Below are 12,927 nucleotides of genomic sequence, written 5' to 3'. Positions count from 1 at the left end.
ATTAAAAATCAAAAGATGATTTCTTAATCAACAACCAGTATAAATGATATTTTGTGCGATGTAAATCAGCAAAGATCGCTGAAATAGCCCCATATTATTCAAAGTGAACGGCATGCAACAATTTATATGATATACTTAAGTTGTTACTTATCAAACCAGTAAATATTGGAGGTCTTTAGATTGATTAGAGTTGCGTTAATAGGATTGGGCAAAACTGGAAAATATCTTGCAAGCGGTATATTAAATCAAAGGAATATGGAAATCGTAGCGGCAATATGCAGCCCAAACAGTCCAAAAAAGGGAATGCGCTTAGGCGATCTGCTTAAAACTAAGAAAACCGATGTAATAATCAGTACTTCCGATGACATAGAATCTATTATTTTTCAGACCCGCCCCGATGTAGTCGTTGATTTTTCAAGCCCGTCATCGACCATGAAAAATATCGCAATATTGTCTGAGATGAAAACGAATATGGTCATAGGCACAACGGGTTTTTCTGAAGAAGATATCAATAGGATCCAGGATACGTGCTACCGATACAAAAACGGAATCGTTTATGCCCCGAATATTACGTTAGGTGTCAATGTCATCATGATCTTAAGCAACATTGCAGCCGCAATACTCAATAACTACGATTTTCAAGTCGTAGAAATGCATTATAAAGATAAAAAAGATTCACCCTCGGGTACTGCGATAAAAATTTCGGACGAAATAGAAGATGGGTTTACTTCGTCAGGATTACCCCCAAAAATAATTCCAATAAGTGCGATTCGTGCCGGCGGTGTCATTGGTAAACATACGGTTCTGGCAGTCGGAAAACATGATCGAATAGAAATCAGTCACGAGTCCTCCTCAAGGAAAGTTTTTGCTGAGGGAGCCATTAAAGCAATCAATTTTATTAATCACAAAACCGGATACTATGAAATGAAAGATGTTCTTAATTTGAAAAAAATCCTTCACGAATACAACGATAAAAGCAGCGAACTCGCCAGTGAAAGCTGACAGCTGCAGCCAATCAGGCGGCAATCCTAGAAGAGCCGAGGCTGTTAGCATAAAATAGCGATCAAATAACTCACACCCAGTTAAAAGGATATGAGTTATTTGACCCTTATGAAGCTCACTTATGAAACTTTTGCCGATCTCCGGCGAAACGCTTATTTCCCGAATAATTCAGGGAACAGCGCTACCGTACCGCCGAGGTGAGAGGCAAACGAGATAATCGCGATGCAAACAACGGCACCGACAATGTAAACGGTTTTTCCTTTAAGCAGGTCTTTCGCTTCAAAGTGAAAATGGAAGTATGAACGGACTGCACTGAGAATAATGAAGGCGATCATCGATATGACACCCCAGGTTTCATGGAGCTCAAGGGCGGCCCGATTATACTTTACAGGATTCACAGCGGCATGGGCCAGAGCCGGCATTTCTGCAGCTCTCATGTAGCCGGTAATGACAGTTGCAATAATCGCAACCGTACCGAGAATAAGAAAGCTGTAGCCGATGTCCTGAAAACTCTTCGCCCAGCTCTTTGCTTTCCAGATCACTGCAGACAGATCGGCAAGGAAGCCGATAATAATCAGCGGAACGGTGAACTGCAGAACGCCCCAGTGCGGATAACGATAAACTTTAAAAAGCGTGAACGCCAAAATGGCACCGATCAGCGAGAAGATCAGATAGAACAAATTGTCGCCGAAATCTTTCTTCGTTGATTTGAAAAAAACGATTCTGATAACCGCCAATAGCGTGACATAAATAGTAAAAATAATAGCCTTCGTCGCATGCGCTCCGATTTGCGCCATCAAGCCAAGCGATTCCGCGGCAACCAGTCCTGCAAGACAGGTTACAATGCCCATTACCGACGTCGCAATCAGTGTCATGAATCCTGCTCTCTTCAGAGTTGCGTTCCATTTCGACTTTTTAACGAACGATGCAACCAGATCGCAAAGAAAGCTGACGACAATCAGAGCGATCGGGAAATGCAGTACCAGAAAATGAAATGTGTTGAAAACATTAGGTGTTGCCAATTTCTTACCCCCGCTTTCCGGATAAATTCTTAGTAACTTACTTTTTTATCTTAGAACGGACGGCAGAAAATAGCTGGGCTAATTTACCAAGGAAGTTTACTTATCTGCTATATAATAGTTAGTATTTGACGGAAAAATGTACAATGATAAATGTTATTAGACAAAAGCGCTACGATCAGAAGCTGTGAGATGCTTTCGATAGACCAAGGGGGAAAGGCCCTCAAAGTGCTTGAACACCCGATCAAAATTGCTGACATTGCTGAAACCGACTTTCGCAGAAATCATCATAATCGTCAAGTCTGTTGTGATCAGCAAATCTTTGGCCGCCTGAATACGTTCCTTATTGCGATACTCAATAAACGAAAGACCGGTTACTCTCTTAAAATTGCGTGTAAACGCCGATTGACTCATTCCGCAATAAGTACACACTTGTTCCAGAGTGATCGGATTCATATAATGCTGCTTGATATACTTGCAAACCTCCTGATATAAATCCTGCTTCATGATGACCGGATCTCCCGGCTGATGAGATCCGGCATTTGTCCATCTGCTGAGATAGACAAACAGTTCCATTAACTGCAGGCGGATCAAACAGTGATACCCCCACTTTTTCTTGTCGTATTCGCTGTACATCTTTTCCAGCAGCATCAGCAGTTCAAATCGTTGACTCGGAGTCAGGGTAAAATATGAGATGAAATCCTTTTTTCCTACAATGGAGGGGTCAATAAAAAAGGGATCAATATAGCTCAGCGCATGATCTAAAGCCGGCCATTCACCGCCCAGCAGATCCTGGCAAAATGCAACCTGATAAATTCTCAGATACGAACCCTTTGCTACTTGATAGGAATGTTCCACCCCGGGCTGAATGATCAGCACACATCCCCGCCCAAGATAAGTCTCCCGATCCTTATAGCGGTGTACGCCCTCACCGCCTGCTACATAAAACAGTTCAGTAAAATCATGATCGTGCAATCTGCAGGATTCACCGCTCCTGTACTTATCGATACCGATATGGAACGGAAATTCCGTATCGGCAATCATTTGCTTTTTTAAATAGTGTATCATCGAGAAGATCATCCTTTTTTTGTCTGCAGTTTAATCGATAAATGACGGCCGTTAATCGCATGTCCGGCTCACGTTGAACAGATCCAAAATTTATCTTTCGGAATATTACCCAATATGTTTTTTGATCATTTTGCTTTTCGATGGTTCATCTGTCATTTTACATGATCCTTCTACACTCCAGAGAGAAATATTGTTACAAGCCTTTATATTTTTACGTTTAAGTTGGGAATGCCAGTATCCGAACCCTTACTCTTTCTCACTCAGTCTTTTGCAGAACATCATAGGGGACCTGAATAATACTTTTATAATCGGGAGGATGCCCAGCACTCGCGCCCCAGTTGTGAAAGGGCCGGAGCGGGACCTGGCGCTTCAGCTATTTTATCCAATTAATATTTGCAGAGGACGTTTCGCTTTATTGAATTGAGTCCGGAATTCAGGCTGCGCCGTCTTTGGTAGTTGCAGGTCCTGGAAATGGCTGCGCCGTCTTCTCCTTGCCATTTACTGTTTGAGGTCGGCAATACTCATTCCGCTTCCTTACACATGCAATAAAAACCGAATCCAATTAATTTCTGCGGACATGGCGGTAATGTGCGGTTTGAGTACCCCTCCTGCATTGCGGCGAAAAGTTGAAGACATCAAACTAAAATATCCAGAAAATTTGCTTATTAAGTAACGTGTCCCGAACGTTGACTGGACTATATCCATGAGTCATTCCCTTCCCATAGCTAACTCTAAGTGTTTCCCGATCAATACGCAATAAGAATATATGATGATCCCTCCTGCTCATCCCAAAGTTGTTGAATCTTTGAACGCTGCTGATGATAAACGGCGATCTGCTGTTTATATGCCCATGTTTACCGGCAATTTTCAGCACTTTTCATGTGGATACACGGCGGATCAAAAAACGAGCGGCACTTGCGCATGTCATACCCGTCCCTGAGCATGTGGCCTTTCAGAAAAATTGACGATGTTCACTACATGGCACGTCTGTATACATAAATTGAGCAGACACTCATTTCTCATAGGTATAAAAAAACTGTTGGAAAATTATTTCCATTTAGTTCACGGACAGAAACAATTCTTTTGACGCCTGCTGCTTTTTTGGGTATACCAAAAGAGGTAAGTAAAATGAAACGTTAGAGCTCCATCAATAAGAGAATTGAATCGGAGGGTGAATGATGGCGAAGAAAACAGCGCTCGTTGCAGGAGCAACCGGAGTCATTGGCAGATACTTTGTCTCTCATCTGAAAAATCTGGAGGACTGGGACGTCATCGGCGTTTCGAGAAGAAAGCCGGAAAAATCCGACGGGGTCCGTTATATTGAAGCAGATTTGCTGCAGCCGGAGGAACTGAGCAAAAAATTCAGCGGCCTGGATCAGGTAACCCATATCATCTACGCGGCTTATCAGGATTATGAATCGGATCCGGAACAGCAGGTTTCGATCAATCTGGCCATGTTCAGAAATGTGCTGAACGCAGTCGAACAAGCCTCGCCGGCTTTGGAACGCGTGCTTCTAATGCAGGGTGTCAAGGCGTACGGCGTTCACCTCGGTCCATTTAAGACCCCTGCTCAAGAAACAGATCCCCGCCATATGCCGCCGAATTTTTATTATGATCAGGAAGATTATATGCGGGAAGAACAAAAGGGAAAATCCTGGTCCTGGACGATCCTGCGCCCCGATGTCGTCTGCGGATTCTCGCTCGGAAATCCGATGAATATTGCCATGGTCATCGGCACCTATGCATCAATCTCGAAAGAGCTGGGGCTGCCGCTCCGCTTCCCCGGAAAAGCCTATCCATACCTGGCTCAGGTCACCGATGCCGGGCTGCTCGCCCGCTGCACGGCGTGGGCAGCCACGGAAGAAAAATGTGCGTTTGAAATCTTCAATGTGACCAACGGCGATTTTTTCCGCTGGAAGAATCTCTGGCCAATCATTGCGGACCGCTTTCAGATGCGAATCACTTCGCCTCAGCCGATACCGCTTGCGCAGATCATGGCCGACAAACAGCCGCTCTGGTCGCGCATAGTCGATAAATATCGCCTCCGCCCGATTCCATATAAGAAACTGGCATCCTGGGGATTCGGCGATTTCATTTTTAACTGCGATTACGATGTCATGTCGGACACGACCAAACTGCGGAAATTCGGATTTCACGAAGTGGAGAGCAGTGAAGAGATGTTTCTCCGGCTCTTTGACGAATTCAAGGAAGAAAAAGTTTTGCCGTTCTGATCGATCTGCCCGACGATCAGCCGTATGCGAAAAATCAACACTTCATCCGTCATGTTTCCACTAATGAGAACAAACAGACAGACCAGTAAACAAAGAATCCTGTGAACAATGGGCGGCACGGTTTTCTTTCGTTGGACAGTTCCGTTAGAGATAAAGAAACAAGAAAAGCACTCAAAATGTCACCGGCTTTTGCGGGATCATCCTCCAATTAATCGTAGCGCCCGCCTTGAAGCGGTTGAGTTTCAGGTACCCGATAATCCGGCGGGAGGCCTGAGCAATCGGGCTTCCTGCAGACACAAACAAGGCGCCCTCCGCAGCATTTTCGACGGATTCGATACCGGGCCGAATCCGATTCCTTTTTTTCTTCCCCGCATGCCGAATAATGAGCACCATCCTTGCGGCCAGAAAAGGCGCTTCCGCCCAAATGCGGAAGCGCCTTTTCTAATCTCTGCCGCCATGGCGGCAGCAATCATCAGACAGTCTTGAAGTTTCGATCAATCAAGTCGTATTCTTCTTTTGTGAGTTTGACTTCCAGCGATTGCACAATACCCGGAATCTGAGCGGCATTGCGGGCACCGGGAATCACGGCGGTCAAGTCAGGATTGGCCAGATACCACGCCAGCACGATCTGGAGCACGCCCACTTGATGCTGTTCGGCAATCGGGCGCAGCGTATCCACCGCTTCCATCGTTTTTTGGAACAATGCGCCGTTGAATCTTTTATCCCTGCTGTGCGGATTACCTTCGGCAAACGTCGTATCTTTTCTGTACTTGCCGCTGAGCAGCCCCGATTCGAGCGGAAAGTACGGTACAAAAGAAATGTGCTCGTCTCTCAAATAGGGAAACAGCCTTTCTTCCTCATCGCGGTGAATCAGGCTGTAGTAATTCTCGACAATATCGACATATCCGTCCCGGTTCGCTTCCTTCGCCTGTTCAGGCGTGAAATTGGAAATGCCGACTGCCCGTATTTTCCCCGCCTCGCGCATTTCCTGAAGAGCGCCGACCGCTTCGCTTTTCGGCGTCTCTTCATCCGGAAAATGAATATAGAAGATATCGATATAATCTGTTTTCAGTCGTTTGAGTGCATCGTCCACCGATTTTTTCAGAAATTGCGGGTCATTATTCATAACTTCTTCGCCGCTTGAGAGATCGTGGGCCGCTTTATCGGCAATGATCACCTGATATCTCGGAAAATCGGCAATGACTTCGCCGATTAATTCTTCGGAGCGCCCTTTGCCGTATATAAACGCCGTATCAAGCAGTTGAATACCCGATTCAAGCGCGGCGCGGACCGCTTCCCGGCCGTCTGCTTCCGACAGATTGGCAAACAGATTGTGCCCGCCTACTTTGTTCGTGCCCAGTCCAAGCGGTACCGTCTTGACCCGGCTTTTTCCAATCGTCACCTTGTCCATCATTATGCCCCCTCGCTAACATGTCTATCGCCATTAATATAGCACAGCGGCTGATAAAAATCCGTTTTTATGCCTGTCAGCGGTACAAAGTGCTTTGATTGAGAAAAAGAAAGGCCGATGAACGATCCGCGGGTGGTCGGTCCCTTAATGGATCAACTTTCTTTAGACGAAATGAAAGCAGATAAGCCTTTGTTTTTTCCGCGCGGATACCGGAGCAGCATAAATTGAAAGCGCACAATGTCGCCGTCTCATTGCCGTTGCAGCTGTGCGCTTCTTTCAATATCTTTTTCTGTGATTCGATTGGCCGTGAAAGACGCTGCCGGTCAATAAGGTGCGTCAGGCATAGGCTTTATGCGGGGCGTCCTGAAATTTGCTGTGAAAACGTTTTTCATATTCTTCGATCAAATCCGGACGGAAATCGGGATGGGCAATCTCAATCAGTGCCCGCGCGCGATCGCGCAAGGTTTTCCCTTTTAATTTGGCGATGCCGTATTCGGTAATCACATAATCCACTTCATCCCTGCTGGTTGTCACCGCCGCACCCTCAGTGATTAATGGAACGATCTTGGAAATTGTGCCCCGTTTCGTTTTCGTCGTTGACGGCATCGCCATGATCGATCTGCCGCCCCGGCTCATTTGCGCGCCGCGGACAAAATCGACCTGTCCGCCCACGCCGCTGAACTGCGTTAAGCCAATGTTTGTGGAAACAACTTGCCCCGTAAGATCAACCTCTATACAGGAGTTGATGGCAACGAGATTGTCGTTTTCGGCGATGATGTACGGATTATTGACAAAATCCACCGGATACATCTCCACCGACGGGTTGTTATTGACATAGTCATAGAGCCGTTTTGTACCCATTAAGAAGGTAACGACACTTTTGCCCGGATGAAAATTCTTGCGTTTGTTAGTAATCACTCCGGCTTCCATCAATTCAACGGTGCCGTCTGAAAACATTTCCGAATGAATGCCCAGGTCTTTTTTGTCCTTCAGAAACAGCATAACCGCGTCAGGTATCGCACCGATCCCAAGCTGGAGGGTGTCGCCGTCGTTGATCAGAGATGCACAGTTCTTGCCAATGGCCCGCTGAACGTCGCCGATCTTTCCCTGCGGAAGTTCGATGATCGGATCATCCGCCTCAACGATACAGTCCAGTTCGCTTATATGAATAAAACTGTCACCGAACGTACGGGGCATATTGGCATTTACCTGGGCAATCACCAATTTTGCCGCCTCAGCCGCAGGTTTCGAGTAATCAACCGATACGCCGAAACTGCAATAGCCGTGCTCATCCGGCAGCGAGAGATTCACCAGAGCAACGTCGACCGGCAGAGTAGTGCGAAAAAGTTCCGGAACTTCCGAAAAGAATACCGGTGTGACATCCGCCCTGCCATCGGCAACCGCCTGGCGCGTGGATGCGCCGACAAACAGGCTATTGTGGCGGAAATGTTTTTCCATCTCCGGCCGGCAGTACGGAGAATTTCCCATCGCAACCATGTGCACAATTTCCACGCCCTTATATTGATCAGCATTTTCGACCATGGCGCTGATCAGTGTTCTGGGTTCGCCGACCGCGTGGCTCACAACCACTCGATCTCCGGATTTTATCCGTTTGACAGCTTCGCCGGCCGTCATCAGTTTGTCTTTATACTGCGTTTTCCAATCCATAGGGCTCACACTCCTTTGAGTGAAATAAGCAGGCGGCGGAGTCCTGCATAATCCTCCGCCCGTACAAGTATTATTTTCCCAAGTCTGCCGTGCAGGGCGGCATGATCGGCACAGGCCACTTCGCAGCCGCAGATGACCACGACCAGATCCGCCTCTGCTTCCCCGGAAAATACAACATCAATATCGGGGAAATCCGTGCGGAGCTGCCGGACAATTTCTCCGCGGTCATAACGAGGATTGCAGCCTCCGCAAAACTTGACGCGTATCTTCATTGCGCACGCCGAAATTCCATGAGGAAACGTGCCTGTTTTATCAGGCTGTCGCTGACTCCGCTCTCAAATTCAACCTTCCTTATTTTCGGAAGCGCGGTCCGTACCTCATCTTCAATCAAGGATTCAAGCGTCAGCGTGGCGGAGGGACAGCCGCGGCACGCGCCCAGCATCCTCATCCGCAAAACGTTTCCTTTCAGGTTAACGATCTTCACATTTCCTTTATGCAGTGCCAGCGCCGGCCGGATTTTCTCGTCCAGGGTTCTTTCGATTTTCTCGATCATTTCGTTTTCCATCATTTGTCACCCCCGATGAAGTGATTGACTTTTTACGCATGCGCATATTCCTTGACATGCGCGATTTTTTTCGCCAGCTCCTTCTTCATCGGCAGATTGCCTTGACGCGCAATCATGATCCGCTGGGCTTGAGGAGACCCCGCACCGTGCATCGATTCTGTCCTGTATCCTACGGCTGCCGTGCCGAGAGTCAAGTTTTCGATCAGTCTCAGAATGCGGATCCGGTTTTCGGTGGAAACCTCCGGATTTGCTTTAAAATATTTTTTAACGTATGGGCCCAGTTTTGCGTCGCGCAAATCTTTTTCGGAAGGTGCAGTGACCATCAGTCCGCCGGCAATGTCTTCCGCAAGGCGGGCAATTTCATACGGGAATCGGGTCACATTCTGTTTGCAGACATTGGCCAGCAGCAAATTGATCAGATAGTTGCCCGAAGCGGTCGGGCTGCCTTCGGCCGAACAAGCAATCCCGCAGCAGTACAGTGTCTCGTTGAGATGTGTCATTTCAATAAGCTTGTCTTTAATATGGCTGGCCTTAGGTACGCCGTTGTAATCGGCCGCAGTGGCCGCCGCACCAATCAGCACATCGCCGACTCCGACTTTGCAGCCTCCATAGCTCTGGCGATGGTAACCGGCAAAGCGCTCTACCAGTACACCCGCAAATTCAGCCTCGCCGTTTAGGAAAATCCGGTCGTTGGGCACGAACACATTGTCGAACACGACCAGCGCCTCCACTCCGCCGAATTCACTGTTTCCGACATCGATTTCCGTGTTTTCCATTTTCCGTGTGTCGCACGACTGACGCCCGATAACCATAAAGATACCTTGAGTATCGATCGGAACGGCGAAAGCTACCGCATAGTCCTTATCCTCAGGTTTCATTGCAATCGTCGGCATGACAATGATTTCGTGAGAGTTGAGCGCCCCGGTCTGGTGCGCCTTGGCACCTCTTACGACAATGCCGTCTGGACGGCGTTCTACAACATGAAGATACATGTCCGGATCAGGCTGGGCATGCGGCGCCAATGAACGGTCGCCTTTAGGATCCGTCATGGCGCCGTCAACGGTCAAATCGTTTTCCTGTACATAAACCATGAATTTTTTAAAATTTTCAAAATAACTGGTGCCATATTTTTTATCTATTTCATAGTCCGTGCTGTAAACCGCGTTAAATGCATCCATCCCCACGCAGCGCTGAAAACAAGCCGCCGTCTGCTGGCCGAGCAGCCGCTGCATTTTTACCTTTTTCACTAGGTCTTCGGTATTGCGATGAATGTGGGTGAAACGATTGATCCGATGGCCGGTCTCCGGTGATATCGCCGTCATTAAGTCTTCATATTCCGGTTTCTGTGCGAGATCGTACGTCATCCTGACAGAATTCAACGAAGGGCGCAGAATGGGGTTGTCCACCGGAACCTCCACTTTTTTCCCGAATAAATAAACCTGTGTTTTTAATCTGCGAATACTTTCAATGTATTCTTCCCCGGTTTTCAGTGTCATGACAATTTTCTCCTTTCATTCCTGTTATTTTTAACATCAGGGAAAACATCAAACAGCTTTCTGACGGGACTCCCGCTTACTCCCTCCTCCTCCGAAAATTAGTCCCACCTGTGTTCTCCCTCCAACACTACATAAGCAAGCATTATGCCAAATGAGGCACAGCACTAAAAAAGTGCCGAATCACGGCCTAAACCCGGCATATCCTCTTTTTTATCTCCCAAAAGCAGTGTGTTCCCCGTTGCGAATTTAAAATGGATGTAAAAATAAAAAGGCCGCCATAAACAGGATTAACCGTGTTTAAGCGGTGTTTCATTTTTAAATCATTGTTTTATTTTTAAAACAGTGACAACGGCAGCAATCCCGCAGTCACAAGACGGTTTCCTTTCTGTGAAATCAAAAAAGGATCGAGCCTTCATAAGCGGAGAGAAGAAGAACCCCTGCTGTTCACCGTTCAGCCGCTCTTCTCAGCCCACACGTACTGAATGGCTTTTCCGTATGTCTATCCGAATCACAAACATCGGCCGGACATCCGTGAAAAAGACAGGTTGACGGTCGGCCGCCGGGCGGCTGACTCCCATATCCCGCCCTTGCCGCGCTGAGATATCAGAAACCCCAAGCCGACCGGCGATTTTAACGCGTTTTCACGATCGCTTTTTTCTCTCTTGTACTGTTGCGTTTTATTCTACAACACGCTTTTTTCCCGAGCCGGAACTTTTCCTGAATATTTTTTCCGCTTGCGGGTGTATGTGGCAGGATCCATCCGAAGGCTTCTGGCAGCGGCACGTACATTATGATATTTTTCATAGGCGTGATCAATGTATTCGCTTTCAATTTCTTCAAGTATCTTTTTTAAATCGATCCCTTCACCGTTATCAGCCGGCCGGGGTATTCTCGGCGTGCGAAGCGACAGCGATGCGGCAGTGATTGTGTCTTCCTCACTCATAATAAAAGCCCGTTCAACCACATTTTTCAGTTCCCGTACGTTACCGGTCCAGTGATATTCTTTAAGTCTCGCCATTGCGGTTTTCGTAAGCTTCTTGCTTTTCCCGTATTTCTTATTAAAAGACTCAAGCATGCTCTCTGCCAGGGCGGGAATATCTTCTTTCCGCTCGCGCAGCGGCGGTATAACGACCGGAAACACATTCAACCGATAATAGAGGTCGGATCGAAAGGTCCCCGCCGCAACCATTTTCTTCAAATTACGGTTGGTGGACGCCAGAATCCGCACATTAATTTTGACCGGTTTGCTGGAACCTACCCTGAGTATTTCCTGTTCCTGAAGCACGCGCAACAGCTTGACCTGCATATTCAGCGGCAGATCGCCCACCTCATCCAGGAAAATCGTGCCCTTGTCGGCCACTTCAAACAGTCCGGGTTTTCCCTCTTTGTTCGCGCCGGTAAATGCGCCGCCTTCATACCCGAAAAGTTCACTTTCGATCAGACTTTTGGAGATCGCTCCGCAGTTTACTTTAATAAAATGTTCTTTACAGCGCGGGCTGTTCCGGTGTATATAATTAGCAATGACTTCTTTGCCGACCCCGGTCTCCCCGAGAATCAGCACTTCCGTATCAAGCATGGCCACCCGCTTGACCACACGCAGCAAATCCAGCATTTTCCTGTCCTTCGCTACCAGGTTCGTATCGCCGAGAATCTGTTTCCAGATCATCTTGATTTCGGTCTGATAGTGCTGATTAAGCTTAACGTTTTGAGCCAGCTTTTCCTTCAGACGATAGAGTTCGGAAACATCGCGGACATTTGTAACAACCATGACGATCCGCTTATTATGATTAAAAATCGGTGTGCTGGTCACGACCGCTTGTTTTCCTGTCTTGAACTCCTGATCCAGCGTGGCGGCTCTGCCGCTCTTGAGCGCAATCAGGCTTGCCGACTTTGAGATGACGCCGGCCCGTTCAAGATCCCGCATATTTTTCCCCATAACTTCTTCTTTTGTAAGGCCTGATATAATCTCATAAGAATAGTTTATCAGGATGGTATTGGCATTCCCGTCGGTTATATAGATTCCATCGAAAGAATTTTCAAGTATGGCTATCAATTTGGCAGGATCGTCTTTAAAATTTTTAAAAAAATCAAGTTCCGCCGCGCCGGGCGGACAAGCAAATTCTCCCTTCATGATATGGCCTCCCTCAAATGCCTTTTGCTCAATCACAAGGCCCGGAGCCAAAAATGTTTATGAATCTGCTTTCTCAAGCACCCTGCGTTTTCTTTTCCTTCAGCCCCGAACTGTTTTTTCAAAGTTCAGCGAGCCGCCAATCCGGCTGTTCAAACGCTCGATGCCGCTGCGCGATCATAACGCCATTCCACTTATAGCTGTCCCGGGCAATGGATGTGTACCTCTGTTCGCATGGTTGACAAAAGCTTGAACGACCGGACAAAACAGTGCGTCATTGATCTTAAAATTTTTAGCAGACATACTTGTTCTCTTTTTCACAAATTGTATTATAAAACC

Annotated in this window: 10 protein-coding genes; 2 read left to right on the top strand and 8 right to left on the bottom strand. The window is 47.3% G+C overall.

The window, feature by feature from the left end; genetic code table 11:
• Positions 1-180 precede the first annotated feature (180 nt).
• Positions 181-1,002, top strand: a complete 822-nt coding sequence (gene dapB, locus Q6A92_RS00125; protein WP_332236634.1) for a 4-hydroxy-tetrahydrodipicolinate reductase — start codon at positions 181-183, stop codon at positions 1,000-1,002.
• A gap of 152 nt (positions 1,003-1,154) precedes the next feature.
• Here dapB and Q6A92_RS00120 read toward each other — a convergent pair whose 3' ends face one another.
• Entirely contained in the window at positions 1,155-2,024 is an 870-nt protein-coding gene (locus Q6A92_RS00120) for a DUF2231 domain-containing protein (RefSeq protein ID WP_274401563.1), read from the bottom strand.
• Between the two features lie 156 nt (positions 2,025-2,180).
• Positions 2,181-3,089 (bottom strand): AraC family transcriptional regulator, encoded by a 909-nt coding sequence (locus Q6A92_RS00115; RefSeq protein ID WP_332236633.1) that lies wholly within the window; start codon positions 3,087-3,089, stop codon positions 2,181-2,183.
• Between the two features lie 1,178 nt (positions 3,090-4,267).
• On the opposite strand from Q6A92_RS00115, the gene Q6A92_RS00110 reads away from it, so the two are divergent.
• Positions 4,268-5,320, top strand: coding sequence for an SDR family oxidoreductase (locus Q6A92_RS00110; RefSeq protein ID WP_332236632.1), 1,053 nt, complete (start codon positions 4,268-4,270; stop codon positions 5,318-5,320).
• Positions 5,321-5,792: 472 nt separating this feature from the next.
• Here Q6A92_RS00110 and Q6A92_RS00105 read toward each other — a convergent pair whose 3' ends face one another.
• The 6 genes from Q6A92_RS00105 to Q6A92_RS00080 form a co-directional block, all read right to left on the bottom strand.
• On the bottom strand, positions 5,793-6,731 hold the full coding sequence (locus Q6A92_RS00105; RefSeq protein WP_332236631.1) for an aldo/keto reductase: 939 nt from the start codon (positions 6,729-6,731) through the stop codon (positions 5,793-5,795).
• 336 nt (positions 6,732-7,067) lie between these two features.
• A complete protein-coding gene (locus tag Q6A92_RS00100; protein WP_332236630.1) occupies positions 7,068-8,399 on the bottom strand; it encodes an acetyl-CoA hydrolase/transferase family protein in 1,332 nt (443 codons plus the stop codon).
• A gap of 5 nt (positions 8,400-8,404) precedes the next feature.
• Positions 8,405-8,671: a hypothetical protein gene (locus tag Q6A92_RS00095; RefSeq protein ID WP_332236629.1), complete on the bottom strand. Its 267-nt coding sequence runs from the start codon at positions 8,669-8,671 to the stop codon at positions 8,405-8,407.
• Positions 8,668-8,967 (bottom strand): NifU family protein, encoded by a 300-nt coding sequence (locus Q6A92_RS00090; protein ID WP_332236628.1) that lies wholly within the window; start codon positions 8,965-8,967, stop codon positions 8,668-8,670. Before Q6A92_RS00090 ends, Q6A92_RS00095 begins: the two co-directional genes overlap by 4 nt.
• 29 nt (positions 8,968-8,996) lie before the next feature.
• Entirely contained in the window at positions 8,997-10,460 is a 1,464-nt protein-coding gene (locus Q6A92_RS00085) for a 4-hydroxyphenylacetate 3-hydroxylase family protein (RefSeq protein ID WP_274401556.1), read from the bottom strand.
• Between the two features lie 682 nt (positions 10,461-11,142).
• Positions 11,143-12,591, bottom strand: a complete 1,449-nt coding sequence (locus tag Q6A92_RS00080) for a sigma-54 interaction domain-containing protein (protein WP_274401555.1) — start codon at positions 12,589-12,591, stop codon at positions 11,143-11,145.
• Positions 12,592-12,927 lie beyond the last annotated feature (336 nt).

The organism is Sporolactobacillus sp. KGMB 08714 (assembly GCF_036598985.1).
Classification (GTDB): domain Bacteria; phylum Bacillota; class Bacilli; order Bacillales; family Sporolactobacillaceae; genus Sporolactobacillus.
This window is presented reverse-complemented; position numbering and strand designations above follow the sequence as displayed.

Coding starts and splice junctions, on each gene's coding strand:
- Q6A92_RS00115 (WP_332236633.1), bottom strand. CDS start 3,089: ATGATACACTATTTAAAAAAGCAAATGATTGCCGATACGGAATTTCCG.
- Q6A92_RS00110 (WP_332236632.1), top strand. CDS start 4,268: ATGGCGAAGAAAACAGCGCTCGTTGCAGGAGCAACCGGAGTCATTGGC.
- Q6A92_RS00105 (WP_332236631.1), bottom strand. CDS start 6,731: ATGGACAAGGTGACGATTGGAAAAAGCCGGGTCAAGACGGTACCGCTT.
- Q6A92_RS00100 (WP_332236630.1), bottom strand. CDS start 8,399: ATGGATTGGAAAACGCAGTATAAAGACAAACTGATGACGGCCGGCGAA.
- Q6A92_RS00095 (WP_332236629.1), bottom strand. CDS start 8,671: ATGAAGATACGCGTCAAGTTTTGCGGAGGCTGCAATCCTCGTTATGAC.
- Q6A92_RS00090 (WP_332236628.1), bottom strand. CDS start 8,967: ATGATGGAAAACGAAATGATCGAGAAAATCGAAAGAACCCTGGACGAG.
- Q6A92_RS00085 (WP_274401556.1), bottom strand. CDS start 10,460: ATGACACTGAAAACCGGGGAAGAATACATTGAAAGTATTCGCAGATTA.
- Q6A92_RS00080 (WP_274401555.1), bottom strand. CDS start 12,591: ATGAAGGGAGAATTTGCTTGTCCGCCCGGCGCGGCGGAACTTGATTTT.